The 21,484-nt window shown below is 46.7% G+C and carries 13 protein-coding genes; 7 read left to right on the plus strand and 6 right to left on the minus strand.

Annotation, left to right across the window (positions count from 1 at the left end; genetic code table 11):
• Positions 1–137 precede the first annotated feature (137 nt).
• The 6 genes from JT717_RS19850 to JT717_RS19875 form a co-directional block, all read right to left on the minus strand.
• Positions 138–350, minus strand: coding sequence for a hypothetical protein (locus JT717_RS19850; RefSeq protein ID WP_205512784.1), 213 nt, complete (start codon positions 348–350; stop codon positions 138–140).
• A gap of 232 nt (positions 351–582) precedes the next feature.
• Positions 583–3,111, minus strand: coding sequence for a zinc-dependent metalloprotease (locus tag JT717_RS19855; RefSeq protein WP_205512785.1), 2,529 nt, complete (start codon positions 3,109–3,111; stop codon positions 583–585).
• Between the two features lie 88 nt (positions 3,112–3,199).
• Positions 3,200–4,663 (minus strand): RagB/SusD family nutrient uptake outer membrane protein, encoded by a 1,464-nt coding sequence (locus JT717_RS19860; protein ID WP_205512786.1) that lies wholly within the window; start codon positions 4,661–4,663, stop codon positions 3,200–3,202.
• Between the two features lie 12 nt (positions 4,664–4,675).
• Positions 4,676–8,026, minus strand: coding sequence for a SusC/RagA family TonB-linked outer membrane protein (locus tag JT717_RS19865; protein ID WP_205512787.1), 3,351 nt, complete (start codon positions 8,024–8,026; stop codon positions 4,676–4,678).
• A gap of 207 nt (positions 8,027–8,233) precedes the next feature.
• Complete coding sequence (locus JT717_RS19870; protein ID WP_205512788.1) at positions 8,234–9,436, minus strand: FecR family protein; 1,203 nt, start codon at positions 9,434–9,436, stop codon at positions 8,234–8,236.
• Between the two features lie 231 nt (positions 9,437–9,667).
• Entirely contained in the window at positions 9,668–10,270 is a 603-nt protein-coding gene (locus JT717_RS19875; RefSeq protein WP_205512789.1) for an RNA polymerase sigma-70 factor, read from the minus strand.
• Positions 10,271–10,534: 264 nt separating this feature from the next.
• On the opposite strand from JT717_RS19875, the gene JT717_RS19880 reads away from it, so the two are divergent.
• From JT717_RS19880 to JT717_RS19910, 7 genes are all read left to right on the plus strand, one after another.
• Positions 10,535–12,703 carry a xanthine dehydrogenase family protein molybdopterin-binding subunit gene (locus tag JT717_RS19880; protein WP_205512790.1) on the plus strand — a complete coding sequence of 723 codons (2,169 nt, stop codon included), beginning with the start codon at positions 10,535–10,537 and terminating at the stop codon, positions 12,701–12,703.
• A gap of 59 nt (positions 12,704–12,762) precedes the next feature.
• The gene (locus tag JT717_RS19885) at positions 12,763–13,227 is read left to right on the plus strand and encodes a (2Fe-2S)-binding protein (protein ID WP_205512791.1); all 465 of its coding nucleotides are present in this window, start codon (positions 12,763–12,765) and stop codon (positions 13,225–13,227) included.
• Between the two features lie 27 nt (positions 13,228–13,254).
• Positions 13,255–13,926, plus strand: coding sequence for a hypothetical protein (locus JT717_RS19890; protein ID WP_205512792.1), 672 nt, complete (start codon positions 13,255–13,257; stop codon positions 13,924–13,926).
• 323 nt (positions 13,927–14,249) lie between these two features.
• Positions 14,250–15,122: a helix-turn-helix domain-containing protein gene (locus tag JT717_RS19895; protein WP_205512793.1), complete on the plus strand. Its 873-nt coding sequence runs from the start codon at positions 14,250–14,252 to the stop codon at positions 15,120–15,122.
• Between the two features lie 226 nt (positions 15,123–15,348).
• Entirely contained in the window at positions 15,349–18,417 is a 3,069-nt protein-coding gene (locus JT717_RS19900; RefSeq protein ID WP_205512794.1) for a SusC/RagA family TonB-linked outer membrane protein, read from the plus strand.
• Positions 18,418–18,462: 45 nt separating this feature from the next.
• Complete coding sequence (locus tag JT717_RS19905; protein ID WP_205512795.1) at positions 18,463–19,914, plus strand: RagB/SusD family nutrient uptake outer membrane protein; 1,452 nt, start codon at positions 18,463–18,465, stop codon at positions 19,912–19,914.
• A gap of 205 nt (positions 19,915–20,119) precedes the next feature.
• A complete protein-coding gene (locus tag JT717_RS19910) occupies positions 20,120–21,439 on the plus strand; it encodes a GAF domain-containing sensor histidine kinase (protein ID WP_205512796.1) in 1,320 nt (439 codons plus the stop codon).
• Positions 21,440–21,484: the final 45 nt, after the last annotated feature.

The raw sequence follows: 21,484 nt of genomic DNA on the forward strand, positions 1-21,484 counted from the left end.
TGTTCCATGGAATCTGTTGTGGGGTAGTAAAGAAAAAACCCCGGCATTAAGCGGGGTTCACCGTTTTTGTACCCTGAAGTAGAAAATTCATAGGCAGCTGGCAAGAAAACATCGCTCAATAGCTACCAATACGCATTTTACCGATCATTCTCAACAAGTTTTTGGTCTGCATTACCTGTAACGCCCTTTTTCCGGGAGGTAATTTCCTCAACGAGGGCATTGATAATTGCACGTTGTTGCTCCACTTCTTTTGAATTGCCACTAATAAAAGCCTTGGTGTACTTTTGCGTTTCTTCTGCCAGCAAATCAATTAATGTCTGCAATTCTATTTGCTGGTAGTTTTGATACATAATCCCGATTCACCACAAACTTGAATCCAGTTTATTGTAAATTATTGCCACAGCCTTCTAATAAGTGTTAGCACTTATATTACAATAGGTGTTTTTATAAAATTACAGTTCGGAGACCGAACGAAGATCAGATACGCAGCAATAAAAAAAAGGGCAAGTAGAAACAAACCCTTTTTTCTGTAGACAAACTAATTGTCACTAGAGAACCCTATTATAATACATAAGAACTTCATCATTTTGGCTCAAGCGCTCGTATCAATCGTTCGTGCAGGTCTTTTAAATGGTCTGTTGAGGCAGCATCGGGGTTAAGCGTTATGGCGCGTTTAAGATCGGCCGCCAGTTGCCGCGCGTTGGCCTTCACTACAGAGCTGGCTTCATTTTCAGCAGGGATAGCCGTTTGACCCGGTGGCAGCAGGGTCAGCAGTTTAACAACATACGTTTTTTGCAGATTACGCCGGTTGAGGGAGATCGCCTTACCAGCAGCTAATTCAGAAAAAATGCCTTTTTTCAGATCGGCAAGCATCTCTCGGGCCGTATATGCTTTTACGGGCGCCTGCGCCTCCTGGATACCAAGGCGCAAAATATATTTTGCATCGAGCAACTGAATAAGGATCGACCGCTGCACATTTTCAACACTGCTGAAGCTGGTTGATGTGAGATTGTATAATTGTTCATTGCGCAGCCATTCGGGCGTAGCAAACAGTTCCTTTTGCAAAAAGGCCATGGCGCGCTTTTGCTTTTCTTTGGGCACAAAGCTATATACATCGCCCGCTTGTTCAACCGTTTTTGGTGTTGTAAGCACACCGCCAATGTTCATGAGCACATGCCCCATGTACCGTTGGAACTGGCGTACCAATTCTTCATACATTTCGCCTGCCCGGGTATAATCTTCATCGGGCTCCTGCGTCCATTTAATAAGATTGGGAATTATTCTTTTCAGATTTTTGATCCCATAGGCGCTGGCCAGCATGGCATCATCGCCCAGGTCTTCGTTCTGGTTCCGGGGATCGAGGGCTGTAGTGGGCTCGCCCTGTACAGCTTCGATCCCGAAAAAGTATTGCGGGCCTTCTTTTAATTTATTGACGATCCATTTATTCAAAATACTTTTTTCCTCGGCCGCAGTTTTGTTACCGGGTATCATGCGGTAACCCCATTCGATCGCCCATTTGTCGTAGTCGCCAATGCGGGGGAAGATCCCCTTTGCAGTAATATGATCTTCCGGCTGGGCTACATAATTGAAGCGGGCATAATCCATAATGGAGGGCGTATGGCCATGCGCTTCCACCCATTTTTTATCGCGCAGCTTCTCCACAGGCACAGTAGATGAAGCGCCCCAGTTGTGCCGCAAGCCCAGCGTATGACCAACCTCGTGGGAAGAAACAAAACGGATCAGCTCACCCATCAGGGAATCGTTGAAATGCGGCTTGTTGGCCCGGGGATCAATAGCGCCCGCCTGGATGAAATACCACTTGTACAAAATGTCCATAACATTATGATACCAGTTGATATGCGTTTCGAGTATTTCGCCGCTGCGCGGGTCTTTTACACTGGGGCCGCTGGCATTCGGAAAATCAGATGGTTTGTATACCAATGCAGAGTGCCGCGCATCATCAATGCTCCAGGTGCTGTCTTCTTCTCTGGCAGGCGCTTCCCTGGCCATTATGGCATTTTTAAAACCAGCCTTTTCAAAAGCTGCCTGCCAGTCGTTCACCCCCTGAATGAGGTAAGGAACCCATTTTTTCGGCGTAAGCGGATCAATATAAATAATGATCGGCCTTTGTGGCTCCACCAGTTCACCGCGATTGTATCTTTCAACATCTTCCGGCTTTGGTTCCAATCGCCAGCGCCAGATATTACTGATCTTTTTTACACCCTGCGGATTGGCATCGAAATCAACATAATCGGTTGGCCATAATCCGAAGAAACCCACCCGTGCATCGTATGGTCTTCCCTTCATCGGTTCTTTGGGAAGCAGCACGATAGAGTTGTTATATTCGAATGTAACGGGCGTTACCATTGTACTCCCTGGCTTGGGCATCCCGTATGTTTTTACAGTTTTAATTTCTATATTCATCGGAAAGGCCCTGATGGTATCGATATAACTTCTGTCGGGCAGTACAGCACCCAGGTTGGTATACCCTTTCAGGTCGCTGAGATAACCAAACACCGCATTATCGCTGTTCAGATAATCAGTCACATCGATCACCGTTGCATTCTTTTCCTTGTTGACCGTTTTAACGGGGAAGGATGCATAAATGGGTTGAATATTATTGCTCTCTACCAGCTTCGACAAGCCGTTTGCTGAACTGTCGCCTGACCGTTCCCTGTAAGAGACCATCTTCAGCATGATCTTATTATTTGGCGCTTTTTCGAAACGGATCACACTCTCCCCTATCCAGTCGCCGGAATAGCTCATCAAGCGATTCAGGGGATGCCGGAACTGGGAGGAAGAACGCGATATGCGGTTAACGGTTAACAGATCACGGCCCAGGATGGAATCGGGCAATTCAAATAAACAGCGGTCATCTATCTTATGCACATTGAAGAACCCGGTAGCCGTTTTAGCATCGGCGGTAATTATATCTTTATATGGCTTGAGGGCATCCGGTTTAGGCAATGTTTTCAGTAAAGCAGCTGCAGTGTCAGCCTTTTTGCTTTTGGCGGTGTCGGCTTTCGGCGCTTTTTGCGCAATGGCTGAAAGCCCCAGGACACATAAACAACAGACCAGTAAAGGAAGCTTTTTGTTGATATCCGTAAACATGAATTTTTGTCTTTATAAAATGATATGGCAATGCATTCGAATGCTAACGCGCTATGGTATTTAAACCATGATATGGAAGTCTCATCAATTATTGATAACCAAAAGTTTGTTCAAGCCGGGGATTGTTTTGTATATCCGAGAGCGGGATGGGCCACCATGCTTTATAACTGATCCAGTTACCGCCCCTGGTTGCACTGATCTTCGTCATCAGGGGGTCGAGCATACCCGTACGGCGCAGATCGAAATAGCGGTGGCCCGACTCTGCAAAAAACTCTACCCGCCGTTCTCTTTGAATGGCGCCCATTATTTCCGCCTGGGTGCCAGCGGTGGAAGCCGGCAAACCAGCCCTGGTGCGAACAGCATTGAGGTCGGCCAGCGCGCCAGTAAGATCATTCAGTTTTGTTCTGGCTTCAGCCCTGATGAGGTATTGTTCTGCCAGGCGCAGCATCACCACAGTTTCCTGGGCGGTGGTGTAATTGCCATTGGCCTTGTATTTATGGGCAAAATAATATACGGCTGCGGGCGTAGATGCGCTGGCCGGCACCGAATCAATACCCACCCAATGGGTATAACGCAGATCATTGGGCTCAAATGCCTTCACCAGCGAATCACTCAACGCTACCGAAACAAATGCCGCTATTGGCGTTCTGCCTTTGGGGATAATATAGGTATGAACATCTTTCACTTTGTAGTTAGTCGTTGCGTTCTGCACCGGCACAATGCCCCAGATGATCTCTTGTGAATTGACTAAAAATGCCGACGCCGGTTGCACCAGCTGGTAAGTCGCATTGGCGATCACATTCCCGGCGCGATCAGCCGCATTTTGCCAGTCGCCCCTATACAGATATACCCGCGCCAGCAGGGCTTCAGCGGCAGAACGGTTGGGCCTTGACCTGTTGTTGTTTACAACGAGCCCGTTATTATCCCTGTATTGAACGCTTAACAAAGATTCCGCCTCCTGCAGATCAGCTATGATCTGGTTATATACATCATCCTGGGAGCTGCGGGCCAGGCCATTATTATGCAGGTAGTCTGAGCTTAATACCAGGGGTACGTCCCTATACATATTGGTAAGATAGAAATAGATCAACCCGCGAAGGAAATAAGCTTCCCCCAGCCACTGGTCCCTGTAAGTAAGATTGCCGGCCGGCGTTAGTCCTTCAATGGCCAGGTTAACCGAATACAGCTGTTTATACAAAGAGACCCAGGCGCTGGAAACATTGCCTAACGAACTGCTTACGCTGTTGGAATACAGGGCGATGTTGTTAACGTTGGCAGAGTAATTCGTAAATTCATCTCCATAGATGCCCGACAGATACGCTATGCCATTTGGCCCGTCAAAATTGCCCTGCAGGTACAAATTCACATATATGCTGTTCAAGGCAGCGGCCGAAGAATAATCATTTTCAAATACAGCACTGCCTGCTATGGAATTGATCGGTACAGGCACCTGAAGATATTTTTTACAACCCGCTGAAACCATCAGTAAAAGAAAGCAACAGCTTACTAATTTGCCCCGCAGCATGGATCTATATTGAAGTGGATGTTTCATGATTCAATGATTTTAATAAGTGACGTTAATGCCCATGGTATACACCCGCAATGGCGGCATCCGGTTGGCCTGCATATTCTCCGGATCGAGGTTGTCATACTTTGAGATAGTATACAGGTTCTGTCCTGCTACGTATACTGACAAACCAGCCATTCGCGCCTTTTGCAGGAGCCTGGCGGGCAAGCGGTAACTAAAGCTCAGGTTCTGCAAACGTGCATAAGTGGCATTACTGTAGGCTCCTGTGCTATTCACGTAGAGGCCTTGTGTAAGACCAGCTACAGGCGAAGTACTTACTTTAGGCACCCTGGTAACATCACCCGGTTTCCTCCACCGCTGATTGGAAATATCCAATGGATAATTGCCAACCTGGAAACCCATTGGCAGGCTGTTGAATGCGAGGTATTCGGGCCCCATCCGGTTCGTTATTGTAACGGAGAAGTCCATACTGAAATTCTTATAGGTGAGCGAGTTCAGCACACCGCCATAATATTTGGGCGCGAGGTCAACGAAAGCAACCCTGTCTTTGACCGGGTCAAGCTGAACCGGACTGAGGAAAGGTGTAAATTCACCTCTCACGCCCTGGGCATTGTAAAAATTGTGTGTTCCCGTGGCAGGGTCAACACCTGCATAATTGTACAACTTAATGCCAGTAATTGGTTTCCCGATCTCGTAGTTCACATTTGTGACCAGGTTCTCAATGCCTGGATAGGCTTTCAGTTTTGTACGTGGCAATGTCAGGTTGATGCGGGTGCTCCAGCTGAAATTCTTGTTACTGATATTTTTTGTATTGAGTGTTATCTCTGCTCCATAGCTGTGAATATTGGCCGGCGAATTAATGGTGAATGCGGTGAAGCCGGTAATACTGGCCAGGGGCTGGCTGGTTAACTGGTCGCCTACCCTGTTATGATAATACATGGCATCTATGTTGATCCGGCCTTTCAGCAGATCTATTGTAAGGCCGGCTTCCATATTCTTATTGGTTTCCCAATGCAGGTAAGGGTTCGCGAGATTTTGGGGGGTAAGCGAAATTCCACCTCCATACGAATTGGTGGAAAGCCCATAGGTATTGATGTAATTATAAGGACCAATGGAACTTCCGCCCACCAATGCGTACCCTGCTTTCAGTTTCAGGAACCCTATGATGTTCTTCAGCGGTTCAAACCAGGGTTCTTCGCTAAGGATCCAGGCGCCGCTGACAGATCCGAAATTGCCGAACTGCTTATTATTTCCAAACACAGACGAACCATCACGGCGGCCGTTAAGGGCAAGAATGTACTTATCGGCCCAACGGAAATTCAGAATGGCAAAAGCCCCAATGTATCGCCGGGGCAGGATCCTGTAAACGGTAGAAATATTGGCTGCGCTTGCATTGGCCGGACTCATCAGCAACTGATCGGTAGGATAGCCATTGCCACTGATAAAGGTGGTGTGTTCTTCCGCATCGCGCAAACTGCCGCCGGCAGTAAGGCTCAGGCGGCCTTTGCCCCACAGTAACTGATTGTATTCAACCCGGGGATCGGCGCTGAATGTTCGCAAGCGGTACTGGTTAACCGAACTGTAGGTTTGAGCGGTAGTAAAGGTTACCGGGTTAAAAAAAGAAGAAGGTTTGGCGGCAAACTCTTTTGCGGTCAACAGGTTAAACCCACCTGCCAGAATGAAGTTGAGCCCTTTTACAGGTGTAAAGGTCATACTGGTATTCGCCACCAGGTTATCGGTGGCATTACGATAAATAGAATTCAAGACAGCTGCCGGGTTGGTTGGATTGTTCTCCCAGTTCAACTTTCCGTCTTCCAGGAAAGGATAGGGCGCATTAGGCGCCATGGTCAAACCACCGGAGCCCACAAAATCAACTGGCACCATATCATCTACATTGGTAGAATAACTTCCCGATAATACGGCAAGGAACTTCCTGTCATTGGTGGCCGTATTGATGTTGAAGTTCATTCCACCTGCTCTTACCGATCCTTTACTTCGCTGTATGTTGCCAATGGTACTGTAGTTGGCGCCCAATAAATAACTGGCATTGGATGATCCACCGGTATAAGTGGCGTTCAACCTTGTGGTAGGCGCTTTTTCACCCAGGAAGAAATCCTGCCAGTCTGTTGACTGGGTGGTATCCCAGGTACCATTAAGATCATAATCGATAGCACCCGGTGTTGATCCACCATTCGCCAGGGCACTGCGGCGCATCTCCAGGTATTGCTCCGTATTCATCATTTCCGGCATTTTACCTACCTGTGAAAAACCATAACTGGCATTGACGCTCACAGTTGGTTTACCGGCTTTTGCTTTTTTAGTGGTAATGAGAATAACGCCATAAGCGCCGCGGGACCCATATATAGCGGTAGCATCGGCCCCTTTTAATACATTAATGGACTCGATCAACGATGGATCGAGATAGTTCAGGGCATTGCCGAAAAATTTCGAATTGCCGAAAGGTGGGAAATTTTGCATGGGCAGATTACCAGAGGCAGGATATTCCACGCCATCGACAATATATAAAGGTTGTCCGCCCTGCGGAATAATAGAAGGAGAAGTTCTGGCTGTGCCTGCGAGGGTATTCACACTCCGGATCTGCACCTGGAATGCACCGTTGGGCATGCCGGATGTTTCTGATATGAACATACCGGCCACCCTTCCCTGCAAGGCCTGCAGCACATTGGGCACGGGATTACGGGCAATCTCCTTTGAATTGATAGTAGTGATATCGCCGGTATTATATCGCATGCTGGTATTGGAATAGGCAATGGTTTGCACTTCATCGAGCACGCTTACCGCTTTCTTCATTACGATGAGCACACCGGTTATCTGACCGGGCACTTTTATTTCTTTTGCTACTTTTTCATATCCTATGAAAGATACTTCAAGTATGTAAATGCCATCTTCAAATTCGCCCAGCTTAAATTCACCTTTTTCATTAGTGACACCTATGTTCTTAAGCTTGCCTTTTTGTAAAATACGAATGGAAGCACCGGCCAGCTGTTCTCCACTTTCACCTAACACCCGTCCGGTTATCCTCACCGGTGCCCACACAGGCACCTGCGGGGGAGCCTCAACAACAGGTGGAACCAGTTTAGCTTTTATCACCACGACATTACCAATCACTTCGTACGAAAAGGGCCTGTCTTTAAAGCATTGGTCCAATACCTGCTTAAGACTTTTATTTTTTACAGTAATGGTAACCGGTGCTGCTGTTTGCAGCAGTTCTACCTTATAATAAAAGCTTACATTGGCCTGCTTCTCGATGGATTGCAGCACCTTTTCAATAGGTGCGTTCCGTTCGGAGAGCGTAATGCTTTGCGCTTTTCCTTTTGCGGCAACCTGCAGGCAGGCGCCCAAAACCAGGATGGCGGTGAGTCTCATGATTTTTAGCAGTTTGTTGACCAAAGAATGGCCCGTTGCATCCCGCGCAAACGCGGGATCACAAAGTAAAATTGACATAACTTTGTCTAGTTTTGGGTTAATTGATAAAGCAGTCTTTAGCGAGATATTTGTTATATCAGGTTAACTCATTATGACCTGGGTCGCCTTCCACGCGATCCGGGTTTTTTATTAACCTGTCTGGTTAACTTATTTTGTAATGATGATCTTTTTATTTTCTATCCGGAACTCAATACCACTGGCTTCTATGATCTTTAACATTTCACTGGCCATTACATTGCGCGGAATCTTTCCCCTGAAATGACCTTCCGGCACCGGGCCCTCATACACCACTTCTACATCATACCAGCGCTCAACCTGTTTCATGACGGTTTTTATATCGGCATTGTTGAAACGGAACAAGCCATTCTTCCAGGCAAGGACTTCTTCTATATCGGGTGAATGGTCGATCGTCAATGGAGCATCCCCGGCGGCAATTGCCTGTTGCCCGGGTTTAAGGATGACTGATGCTGCTTTGCCGGTTGCCGGTTGGCGGCTGCTGACTTTTACCTTGCCTTCGATCAAGGTGATCTTTTTGGCCGGTTCATCTTCATAAGCATGCACATTGAAGTGCGTGCCCAATACCTGGATCTCCGCTCCGTTGGTTTGCACCTTAAATGGCTTGCTGGCATTACGCGCCACTTCCAGATACACTTCACCGGAGATGGATACTTTTCTTTCGTCACCGGTAAATGAAGTTGGATAGGTAACTGATGAAGCCGCATTCAGCCAAACCTTTGTACCGTCTGATAATGTCAGCTGGTACTGGCCGCCGCGCGGCGTACGCAGGGTGTTGTACAGGGGCTCGCTATTGCCCTCCCGGTTAGCCGGGAGGGAATATGCGAGTGAACCATCGCCCGATTTGCTGATCGTTGCTACTCCCTGCTGCGCCAATTTTCCATTGGCTGCATTGTCGAGAACAATGGTTGAATTGTCGGCCAATGTCAGAATGGCCTTGTTCCCGCCGGGTGAAACATCTTTCTTGATAGTGACAGGCCTGGTTGGCAGCTTAGTTTCCCGGGTACGAATTAACCAAAATCCAGCTGCTCCCGTTATCAAAATAATGGAAGCAGCTACAGCAATGCGCATCCATCTTCTCTTCAAAGAGTACATTCCAATTACGGGTGTCTCATAGGCATGCGTTCCGGGTAATGCCAGGTTGGGCAGTGAATATTTATCAGGGTGAACTTCCAGTCCATCCCAGGTTGTATTGAATAGTTGGGTGATCGCTTCTTCATTCGCCTCATCAACTGCACCCAGTTCATTGACCAGCATTTCCAGCTCCTGTGGGCTACACTGGTTTTGGATGTATTTATTATACAGGTCATCAAGTTCTTCCTTACTTAGTGCCATTACTTTTGTATTAAATTATACCGCCCTCGCTACAGATACGCGCGGGCGATAAGAGAATACTAGTTCTCTTTAAAAAAATTTTATTAAATAAATGCTGCAGCTTGCGAGGCTTCCGGTTAGCAGTTTCCAACTGCCGGTGGCAGGTCGCAGATTTACCGGTTGCCGCCAATTGTTTAACACCTTTATGCTTTTGATTTTTGCCTTTTTGCCTTGATGCCTTTTAGTTATTAATTAGCCGAGCCTGCGATAGATACAGATCGCCAGGATAAGGCAGGCAAGGTCGGTGTGACTGGTGATGTAGTTCCGGATGAACTGAATAGCTTCTGTCATATGATTGCGCACCGTATTCTTGCTAATGCCCATTTGCAGGGCAATCTCCTCATAGCTTAAATGTTGTTCGCGGCTAAGGGTATAAGCCATGCGCTTTTGCTGGGGAAGTTGGTCTATGGCCTGCCGGTACAGTTTATTCAGCTCTTTTTGCAATAGTTCATCTTCATTCGTATTGCGCAAGGCCTCCATATTGCTATACAGGTTTTGCTGAAGTTGCCGGTCGAGTTTTACCTTTCTGAAGAAACTGATGATATAGTTGTAGGTGATCTTTTTAATGTACGGGATGAGTGGATACTCTGTATTGATCTGGTCCCTCTTTTCCCAAAGTTTTACAAACACTTCCTGGGTAGCCTCTTCTGCTATTTCCTTTGATTTGGTGAGTGTAAAAGCAAAGGCAAAGATCCGGTCTTTATACAGATCGTATATTTCTGAAAAAGCCTCGGCATCCCCATTAATAACCTGCAACAGCAATCCTTTTTCACTATATGATACTTCAGGCTGCACGGCTATTCCGGTATTTTTTCGTGTTTTTATATCAGGAATGTTTAGGTGATTGATCAGTCAGGAACAACTAATAATCAACAAGATAGTTTATAATAAATAATAATACAAATATAGGCATTCCCTACTTTGCCATTTTCAGCCGACAGTCAATTTGACCCGGAAAAGCAATAAAATTGAACGAATTGATAAATTGAACGCCTGTTTCATGGCCGAACTTTATTACAGCATACTTATCAGAAGCTAAGGAAACCAAAACTAACAGTCATGAAACCATCCGGATCGATCAGCCGCCGGCAATTCATTCGGTCTACAGCCCTTACCACCGGCGGGCTCATTATAGCATTCCATGTACCGGCAGGCATTCGCAAAGCGGCAGCGCTTACAGAGACCAGCCTGTTTATGCCAAACGCATTTCTTCGCATTGGGGCCGACGACTCGGTAAAAGTGTTGCTTTCGCATTGTGAAATGGGCCAGGGTATCTGGACTTCCCTCTCCATGTTAATAGCGGAAGAACTGGATGCCGATTGGCATAAACTACAGGTGGAGCATGCTCCTGCCGACACAGCTTATTATCATACCATTTATGCAACACAGCGCACAGGAGGTTCAAGCAGCTTATATTCTGAATTTGACCGGTATCGCAAGGCAGGCGCCACCGCCCGTCACCTGCTTGTGCAGGCTGCCGCCAATCGCTGGAAAGTGAATAGCAATGAATGCCGCACTGAAAACGGCTACGTGATCAGTGGCGACAAAAACGTCAGGTATGGAGAACTGGTACAGGAAGCATCGGCCCTGCCTGCTCCTGCCGACGTTCCCTTAAAAGATCCGGCCAGTTGGAAGATCATCGGAAAAGAAAAAATAAAAAAGCTCGATTCGCCGGAAAAAATAAATGGCAAAGCTGTTTTTGGAATGGATGTGCATATTCCGGGCATGTTAACCGCTATGGTGTCGAGGGTACCGGTATCGGGCGCCAGGGTTATCCGGTACAATGAAGCTGCTGCCATGGCAGTTCCCGGCGTTCGGCAGGTGGTAAAAATACCCACCGGCATTGCTGTGCTGGCCGATGATTTTTGGGCCGCTAAAAAAGGCCGTGAAGCTTTGAAGGTACAATGGGATCTCGGTGAGGCAAGCCATCTTAACAGCGATTCCCTGTTGACTGAACTGAAAGCCAGGGCCGATAAAGGAGGTACTGCCGCCACCAATGCCGGCAATCCCGATGAAACATTTTCAAAAAGCAAATACAAGCTGGAAGCCGAATACTACCAACCCTTTCTTGCCCAGGCGCCCATGGAGCCCCTGAACTGCACGGTGCAGTTAAGTGCTGATAAATGCGAAATATGGACAGGTACGCAAACGCAAACCGATGATCAGCGGGCTGCCGCTCAGATCACCGGATTGCCGATCAATAAGGTATTTATAACCACCTGCTTCCTCGGTGGTTCTTTTGGCCGCAGGAATATTACCCGCTCTGATTTCGTGCGCGAAGCAGTAGAAATAGCCAAAGCTACCGGCAAGGTGGTAAAAACAGTATGGACACGCGAAGATGATATTCAGGGCGGCATGTACCGGCCAGCCTTTTTACACCGGTTTAAAGTGGGGCTCGATGCCAGTGGCATGCCGGTTTCCTGGAAACAGATCAGCGTAGGCCAGTCTGTTATGACCGGCGGTCCATTTGAAAAAGTAGCCGTTATCAACGGCGTTGATATGTTCTCTATAGAAGGCATGCAAACTGCGCCCTTTGTAAAAAAAATAAAGGATCAAAAAATAGAATTAAATACGCCTACCTGGCCGGTACTCATCGATAACTGGCGGGCGGTAGGACTGAGCCATACCATTTTTGCCATGGAAAGCCTCATTGATGAAATGGCCTACGCAGTAAAAAAGGATCCCGTCGCTTACAGAAGAATGCTGTATAAAGATGTGCCCCGCCTCCTGGGCGTATTGAACCTGGCGGCTGAAAAAAGCAATTGGGGCTCGCCGCTGCCGAAAGGCCGCGGAAGAGGCATTGCCGCGTACGAAGCGGTTGCCAGCTATGTTGCCCTGGTGGCTGAAGTGTCTGTATTAAAAGACGGATCAGTAAAAGTGCACAAAGTGACCTGTGCCGTCGATTGCGGTTTGGCCATACATCCCGACGGTGTGGTGGCGCAAATGGAAGGCAGCATCGGATATGGCTTATCAACGGCGCTCTACAGCGAGATCACCTTCAAAAACGGGCAGGTGCAGCAGAAGAACTTCTATAACTATCCCATCCTGCGCATACATGAAATGCCCGAGGTAAATACATTTATAGTTCCCAGTAATGAAAAACCCGGTGGTATTGGTGAAGCATCTGTGGGGCAAATGATGCCGGCATTGACAAATGCCATTTTCGCCGCAACAGGTAAACGCATCAGGAACTTACCGATAAAAAAAGTGAATACAGGTACCGCATAACGTTATTACCATGCGGTTTGAAATTCTTTCCTCAATTGCTTCAATATAAAACCATTGCCATGATACAACTCACAGTGAACGGTAAACAATATGAAGTAGATGTATTGCCCGACATGCCGATCTTATGGGTCATCCGTGACAAGCTGAAACTAACCGGAACAAAATTTGGCTGTGGAGCTGCACAATGTGGCGCCTGCACGGTGCATCTCGACGGACAGGGCATCCGATCATGTATTTCACCGGTTTCAAGGGCCGTTGGCAAAGAGATCGTAACCATTGAAGGATTGCAGCCATCCCTGAGCAAGCCGTTGATGGAGGCGTGGACAGAAATAGATGTGCCGCAATGCGGCTACTGCCAAACAGGCCAGATAATGGCAGCAGCGATCCTCTTGCGGGAGAATAACGATCCGTCTGACCAGGATATCGACAATGCCATGTCGGGCAATATCTGCCGCTGCGGAACCTACCAACGCATCCGCAAAGCCATTCACCTTGCAGCTGAGCTAAAAAGATCTGCTACCTGACCAGTTGTTCATCTTAAAAAAAGGGCTATGAAAAATTTCCATTTCACGCTATTTCATCATACATGGAAAGTTATCGTCTGTATCGTGCTGGCCATTGCTTCGGTAAACCTGATGTTGCCTGCCCGGCCAACTAACACAAACAGATCTTCGGCTATTGCACCACCAGCCACTATTATGCCTAAGAACAACCCGGCGGCCGACGACAATGAAAAGAAACGCGAACAAGAATCGAAAGCAGCTTTTGCAGAAGCATATACTGTTTTTATGCACCCGCGTTGTATGAATTGCCATCCCTCGGGAGATGTTCCCCTGCAGGGTGATGACAGCCACCAGCACACACAGGGAGTGAAACGAGGGCCTGATGGTAAGGGATTATATGCCCTGAAATGCAGCAATTGTCATCAAAGCGTTGATCTGGAAGGCGAACATCTGCCTCCCGGTCATCCCAATTGGCATTTGCCAACAGCAGCAAGGCCAATGATCTTCCAGGGAAAAAGTCCGAGACAACTCGCCATGAGCTTTAAAGATTCAACATTCACCGGCTTCAGGTCCATTGACCAGTTAGTTGAACATGTTGAACACGACAAGCTTGTTATACACAGCTTTACCTATGGCACCAGGCCACCGCTCACGCACGAAGACTTTGTTGCAAAAGTTAAAGAATGGATCGATAAAGGCGCGGCACTTCCCGACAAATAACATTGATGTGCATTGCTGCCACTGAAATTTTCCTGCTATTAATTTCTTCGCTTTTTATCACCGGTATACACCCGGTGATAAAAAGCATTTTATGTTTTTGCTAAATCTTTTGCATAAAGCATAGACATGCTTTCTTTGTCAAAGAACAAATTATTGTAGTCTCAACACTTTTGATTGTTATTATTTAAAACATTTTTGGTAATTTTATTTACGGTCTTTCTTATTTCAGGATTGCGCAAACACTTATCACTTCCCGTATCTGAACATCCGTATGTGCTATTTCAGAAGCAACAAGAAGAGTCTTATTTTAATACCACATCAAGATGTTAAAGCAATCAACCAAACTGCCCGCTTTTTCACATGTTCCCGATCGATCGCAGAAAATATTATTGTTAAATGGCTGCTCCGCTGTTGCCAGCTATACCGTAACCGGCCATCAGCAATTCCATCTTTGTACTGAAGAAAATACATTGCTGGTTGTGAAGGAAGGCGCCATTAATATCAAGTGTGGCAAGGTAGATCATATGGTGGGTAAGGATCAAATGGCTGCGTTGAAGCATAATACATTGGTAGCATGCAAGTGTTTTGGCCAGCTCGCAGATGAAACAGTAAAAACGGAATATTTGATCTTTTCCTTAAGCCAGCAACTGGTTAAACAATTTGCGGCGCTGGCAGTGCTAAAACCTGCTAATGCAAATGAGGTTTCAGGAATCATTATAACCAGATCAGATCTCAACATCCAAAAATATCTCGATTCCCTGGAACTTTACCTGGACATTTCATCCAAAGTAGATGAAAACCTTACTAAAATAAAATTACTTGAGTTGTTATTCTGTCTGGCCAGCACAGATAGCCCGCTGCTGCCCGTATTGCTATATGTAAAAAGAAGTTTCCGGCCCAGTTTATACGCTATCGTAGAAGAGCATTTAATGAGCGCCATCTCTCTTGATGAGCTCGCTGCTTTATCACAAAGAAGCCTTTCCAGTTTCAGAAGGGAATTTTTAGCCGTTTATAATATGCCGCCTTCCCAGTGGATCAGGGAGCAACGGTTAAAAAAGGCAAAAGAATTATTACGAACCACCAGACTAAGTATAGCGGATATCTGTTATTCCCTGGGATTTGAAAACAATGCCCATTTCTCAAGGCTTTTTAAATCAAAATTCGGTTGTTCTCCATCCGATTACAGGACCCTCTAGGTTATTCAATCATTATACTGCTTTTTTGAACCCGGTCAATTGACGCACCAGCATGTGTTAATTACGATCAGCTGCGACTTTTTCGGCAACGTAAAAAGCGACAATTTATTTTCTATTTATGATTACCGCAAGTATCTACGGAAACGTTTCCGTACAAAAACTGCGCGGTTCGCTTCATTTTCTTCAATTTCAAGCCCTCGTTTCGTCACCTTAATCTTAAAAACAAATGATTGCTATTCGGAAACTCTGCTTCCTGCTGTTCATTTTATGGTTATGTATACCCTATGAATCAGCAGCACAACAAAAAAGAATTTCCGGCAAGGTCCTTAACACCTCCAATTTACCTATGCCGGGCGTTAACGTTCAAGTGAAGGGAACCAATATCGGCACCTTTACTGACACAAAAGGCTTTTTCTCGCTCAATGTTCCAGACACAAAATCGGCTTTACTCGTTGTAAGCTCTGTTGGCTTTACCACACAGGAAGTGGATGTTAGCAACACCAGTGGCGAACTTACGGTGACGCTCGTTGAAGTGCCCACGCAACTTACCGATGTAGTAGTGGTAGGTTATGGAACCTCGCGCAAGAAAGACCTTACCGGATCCGTTGGTTCTGTAGGTTTACAAAGCGTAGAAAAAACGCCTGTATTCGGAACCGGCCAACTCCTGCAAGGCCGTGTAGCGGGCGTTCAGGTAACGCAGACCAATTCTCAACCGGGCGCTGCTTTCACCGTGCGCATCCGCGGTACCAACTCTATCTCTACAAGCAGTGATCCGCTGTATGTAGTGGATGGTTATGCCGGTGCAGATATCACTGCCCTGAATCCAAACGATATTGTGTCTATGGATGTATTGAAAGACGCTTCAGCTACTGCCATTTATGGAAGCCGCGGCGCCAATGGTGTGGTAATGATCACCACCCGAAGAGGCGCAGCCGGCAAAAAAGCCATTACGTTTGATGCGTACACCGGTGTGCAACAGGTGGCCAACAAGCTGGAGATGATGGACGCCCAACAGTATGCGCGCTTTGTAAATGAAGCAGCAGCCAAAAGCAGCCCGGTACTGCCACAACCTTATACAGAGGACCAGATCAATGCGATGGGCAAAGGCACCGACTGGCAGGATGAACTGTTCCGTAATGCCCGCATCTCCAATTACAACCTGGGTTTTACCGGTGGCAATGCAGACTCCCGTTACTATCTTAGTATGAACTATTTCAGTCAGGATGGTATCATCATCGGCTCCGATTATAAACGCGGCACCCTGCGTTTCAACCTCGATAGCAAGATCAGTGAAAAGCTGAAAGTGGGACTTAGTTCACAGGTATCCTACGAATCGCAATTACAGGCGAACGTAAATACCACAGGCGGCAGCGCCGGTGGTACCCTGCTCGATGCTCTACTTTCAAGCCCCATCACACCTGTATACGACAGCACAGGCGCTTATACATTCAGGAATGGCCCGCAACCCTATGCAATTGATGTAGGTAACCCCGTGGCTGCAGCTAACCTGAACAGTGATAAAAACAAGAACACCCGCATATTTGCCAATTTCTTTGCCGAATACGAACCGGTCAAAGGCCTGAAATTGCGCAGCAGCTTCGGCGGCGAATACCGCAATTTCCGTAACGATGTATTCCGCCCCAGTACCTCTTATCTGGGTGCACAGAACAATGGTTATGCCCAGGTAGTTACCAACAATAACTATAACTGGCTTACAGAAAACACACTTACCTACGACAAGGTGTTCAACAGGACCCATTCAATAAATGCAGTGGCGGGTGTCACCTACCAGGAATGGAAGAACGCTTCTGTTACTTCTACCGTAACCGGCTTATCAACCAATAACCTGCTTACCGACAACCTGGCCATTGGTACTGCCAACAACGGTTCGAATACCAATAAGAATGTGCTGGCTTCTTTACTGGGCCGTATCAATTACCGGCTGCTCGATAAGTACCTGTTCACCTTCACTTTCCGCGCAGATGCTTCTTCCCGTTTTGGTGAGAATAACAAATGGGGCTATTTCCCTTCCGGTGCTTTTGCCTGGCGCGTGAAAGAGGAAAACTTCCTGAAAGAGGTGGATGCCATCAGCGATCTGAAGTTCAGGGCAAGCTATGGAGCTACCGGTAACCAGGAGCTGCCTTCTTATCTTTCCATTAAACAATATACCGCCAATAGCTACGTGCTGAACCGCAGCCGGGTGACCGGATTCTCGCAGAATAATCTGCCCAACCCGGATCTTTCCTGGGAATCAACAAAGGCTTTTGACGTCGGTTTCGACCTGGGCATCCTGGATAACCGGGTGCAGTTCACAGCGGATTATTATGATAAGAAAACCACGAAACTGCTGTTCCAGGTAAGTTTGCCCACGACGTCAGGATTCTCTACTATGACCCAGAACATAGGCAGTGTTCAGAACAAGGGTATTGAATTGGGCATCAACACCATTAATATTGACAAGGAAAAACTCAAATGGTCTACTTCTTTCAATATTTCAGCGAACCGGAACAAGGTACTCGACCTTGGTGATGTGCCTTATCAATTTACCGGTAACGTAAGCTCAAATCTGTTCCCCGGTGGCGGCCGCTTCTCTTCTATCTTACAGGTAGGAAAACCAATTGGTGAATTTTATGGCTACGTGTTCGACGGTATCTGGCAAAGCCAGGCTGATATTACCAAAAGCGGCACCAAACAATCTGTAAAACCCGGCGACCCGATCTACAGAGATCTCAACGGCGATAGTGCCCTGGATGCTACCAACGACAGAACGATCATTGGTCATGCCCTGCCTAAATTCACCTATGGTTTTACCAGCAACTTAACGGTTGGCCGGTTCAACCTGTTTGTGCTGATACAAGGCGTTCAGGGTGTTGATATCCTTAATGAGAACAAGATCGAAATGGAGAATGGCCTTGTTTTCGCCAATAAATTCGCTTATGTAGCCGATCAAAGCTGGCGAGGTGAAGGCACCAGCAACACATTGCCAAGTGTGGTGAGCACTTACCGCCGTAACCTGGGCGTTACCAGTGACCTGATAGAGAATGGCAGTTACCTGCGGTTCAAGACCATTACACTCACCTACGACCTGCCGCTGCCCAAAGTAAGCCCGATCTTTAAATCGGCCAGCCTTTACGCTACCGGCCAGAACCTGATCACGATCACTGATTATTCGGGATACGATCCTGAGGTAAATTCCTATTCCAATACGCAAGGCAATTACACCTCGCTGAATGTTGACTACAATCCTTATCCGAATATCAAAACGTATACAGTAGGTTTAAGGCTCGGCTTTTAATGAGCGCGTGGATCGTATTGCTTACATAAATGAACTTGAACTATTATGAAAAAAAATATTTTTCTTATAGCGGGCGCCGGCCTGATGTTAATGGCCTCCTGCAAAAAACAACTGGAAGAAAAACCTTACAGTTTTTTGAGTCCTACCAATTTTTATAAAAACGCTACGGATGCGCAAACCGCCATTAACGGCGTATTCAGCGCCATGCAGGCACAAACACATTATCAACGTACCGTTTGGCTTATTGCAGAACTGCCGGCAGATCACCTGGTGGGCATTACTACCCAGGAACGTGCCGAACTGAATCAATTCAAATGGACGCCCTCCAATTCAGAGATCGCTAACTGGTGGAGAAGCTCCTATCTGATGATCAGCCGCGCCAATGACGTGATCAAAAATGTGCCGGGTATTAATATGGACGTTACCAATCGTAACCATATCGTTGGGAATGCACGCTTCCTTCGCGCATTGGGTTATTTTGACCTGGTGCGGAATTTTGGCGATGTACCCCTCCTGCTTCGTCCGATAGAAACTGCTGGCGACTCCTTACTGTTCCCTTCAAGAACTCCGGCTCCTGAAGTATATAAGGCCATCATTGAAGATCTGCAATTCGCAGAGGCCAATTGCCTGCCCGAGAACCGCATTCCCGGTGCTAATAAAGGCATGGCGTCTTCCGGTGCTGCAGCCACCCTGCTGGCTAAAGTATACCTGCAAAGAGCGAGCACCAGTTTTGCCGATGCACAGGACAATCAGAATGCCCTCGCTGCCCTCAACAGGGTGATCAATTCCAAAGTATATCAACTGTTGCCAAGATACCAGGATGTATTCGATAATGATAAAAAGAACGGTCCCGAGCATATCTTCTCCGTTCAATTTGGCCCGGTAACTACAGGTATCACATCCAATATCATTTTGCGGATGTTATACCCGGCCCAATTGGGTGGCGCCGGTCCATTTACGGTGAATACCACTTTTTTCCAGAATGGGTATTCCGCGGCTGACAGCATTCGCAGCAGATGGAATATGGCCAACAGAGTGGGAAGTACGGCTGTTGCTCCCTTTGTTTACAAATACCGCGACCCGTCTTATGTAGCCAACAGTAATAACTCGAATGTGAACTGGATCGTGCTGCGCTATGCAGATGTACTGCTGATGCAGTCAGAAGCATTGAACAATATCAATCCTGCCGACCCCGCTAAATTTGCCGGTGTTGATTCGGTAAGATCTAGGGCCGGCTTGAAAGATCCCGCCCAGCAGCTGGACTTCAGCAACACGCCTACCAGGGAAGCATTCATCGACAGCCTGGTAAAAGACCGGGGGCGCGAACTGTTCATAGAAGGTCATCGCAAGTACGACCTGATCCGCCTGAAACGTTATAAGGAAGTGATGGCGCCATTGGGTATCAATGTACAGGATTACCAGTTCCTGTTGCCTATCCCCCAAACAGAGCGGGATGTTAACCGGAACCTTGGCCAGAACGATGTTTATCCAAAATAATTAATTGCGTACCATTTAAACAAACAAGCCTCTCCCGTTGTAAACGGGAGGGGCTTTTTTTTGGTGTTTAACCGTAATTTTGAAATAAATTGTATAAATTACATTATAAAATCGCTTCAAGTATTCCATTCCCTACGCTACAGAACCAGATCCTTCGATAGTTTGCATTCCGGCCTATTATTAAATTAATGAAATGTAGTGGATTATGAGTACATCAACTTCTGTTTTGGAATGTTCGATGAATAAGCAGACCGTACAATGCCTGGTACAGGCCGTACAAAAATTATCCCTTTCGAGAGACATTGAGACGGTAATGTTCATCGTTCGAACCACAGCGCGAAAAATAAGCGGGGCCGACGGCGCAACCTTTGTTCTGCGGGAAAATGATAAATGCTATTATGCCGATGAAGATGCTATTGGCCCATTATGGAAAGGCCAGCGCTTCCCAATTTATAGCTGTATCAGCGGCTGGGCTATGCTTCATAAACAATCGGTTGTTATTGAAGATGTATACAATGATAGCCGCATACCAATAAATGCATACCGCCCCACTTTTGTAAAAAGCCTGGCCATGGTGCCAATAAGAAGTATAGATGACCCAATCGGGGCCATTGGTGCTTACTGGGCCAATCAATATGTACCTACCGAAGAGCAGGTCATTTTACTGCAATCGCTGGCCGATATCACCGCCGTGACACTCGAGAATATCAAGGTGTATAATGAGTTGGAAGAAAGGGTCAAGGAACGCACCCGCGAACTGATCAGTTGTCTTGAACGGGAAAAAGAAATGAGCGCCATGAGAAGGCATTTCTTTTCAATGGCTTCGCATGAATTTAAAACGCCGCTCACCAATATATTGACCAGCACCTCCCTGCTTGAAAGCTACAATAACGAAGGAAAGAATGCTGAAAAAAGGGCCAAACACATCAACCGGATCACTACCTGCTCACAACACCTGGTTGATATGGTGAATGATTTTCTGGCTGCTGAAAAAATTGAACAGGGCAAAACAGACATCGTTTTTGAATGGTTCAATGTGAAGAGATTCATGAAGGCCATTATAGACCAAATGGAAAGCTGCCTGAAAAAAGGGCAAAGTTTGGTGTATACCCATAACGGCGACAGCCATATTTTCCAGGACAAAAGCATCTTGCGCATCGTGTTGCTGAATATATTATCGAATGCCAGCAAATATTCTGATGAAAATAAACCTATTGAAATAAGTACCGCGGTACATGCCGGTGAAATGACCATAAAAGTGAAAGATCATGGCATTGGAATTCCAAAAGAAGATCAGCCCAATATCTTTAACAATTTTTTCAGGGCAGGAAATACAGCGGGCATCCAGGGAACCGGCCTCGGCCTGCATATAGTTAAAAGCTGTATGGAGTTGCTGAATGGCAAGGTTTGTTTCAAAAGCCGGCCGAAACATGGAACTACATTCACCATTACCTGTTCTAACCCCAGGCTGAAAAATGTAGTGATGATCAACAATGCTTCACCGCAATACGTGAATTATATATAGCAGCAGCTTTCATTGTATCGGCCTATATTTACAGGAACATATTTA

It is taken from the genome of Longitalea arenae, assembly GCF_016924755.1.
Lineage (GTDB): Bacteria > Bacteroidota > Bacteroidia > Chitinophagales > Chitinophagaceae > Niastella > Niastella arenae.

Excerpts from the sequence above, each read along its gene's own strand:
- JT717_RS19905 (WP_205512795.1), top strand. The coding sequence starts at position 18,463 with ATGAAAAAAAATATTTTTCTTATAGCGGGCGCCGGCCTGATGTTAATG.
- JT717_RS19900 (WP_205512794.1), top strand. The coding sequence starts at position 15,349 with ATGATTGCTATTCGGAAACTCTGCTTCCTGCTGTTCATTTTATGGTTA.
- JT717_RS19865 (WP_205512787.1), bottom strand. The coding sequence starts at position 8,026 with ATGAGACTCACCGCCATCCTGGTTTTGGGCGCCTGCCTGCAGGTTGCC.
- JT717_RS19870 (WP_205512788.1), bottom strand. The coding sequence starts at position 9,436 with ATGGCACTAAGTAAGGAAGAACTTGATGACCTGTATAATAAATACATC.
- JT717_RS19880 (WP_205512790.1), top strand. The coding sequence starts at position 10,535 with ATGAAACCATCCGGATCGATCAGCCGCCGGCAATTCATTCGGTCTACA.
- JT717_RS19860 (WP_205512786.1), bottom strand. The coding sequence starts at position 4,663 with ATGAAACATCCACTTCAATATAGATCCATGCTGCGGGGCAAATTAGTA.
- JT717_RS19885 (WP_205512791.1), top strand. The coding sequence starts at position 12,763 with ATGATACAACTCACAGTGAACGGTAAACAATATGAAGTAGATGTATTG.
- JT717_RS19850 (WP_205512784.1), bottom strand. The coding sequence starts at position 350 with ATGTATCAAAACTACCAGCAAATAGAATTGCAGACATTAATTGATTTG.
- JT717_RS19910 (WP_205512796.1), top strand. The coding sequence starts at position 20,120 with ATGAGTACATCAACTTCTGTTTTGGAATGTTCGATGAATAAGCAGACC.
- JT717_RS19895 (WP_205512793.1), top strand. The coding sequence starts at position 14,250 with ATGTTAAAGCAATCAACCAAACTGCCCGCTTTTTCACATGTTCCCGAT.
- JT717_RS19855 (WP_205512785.1), bottom strand. The coding sequence starts at position 3,111 with ATGTTTACGGATATCAACAAAAAGCTTCCTTTACTGGTCTGTTGTTTA.
- JT717_RS19890 (WP_205512792.1), top strand. The coding sequence starts at position 13,255 with ATGAAAAATTTCCATTTCACGCTATTTCATCATACATGGAAAGTTATC.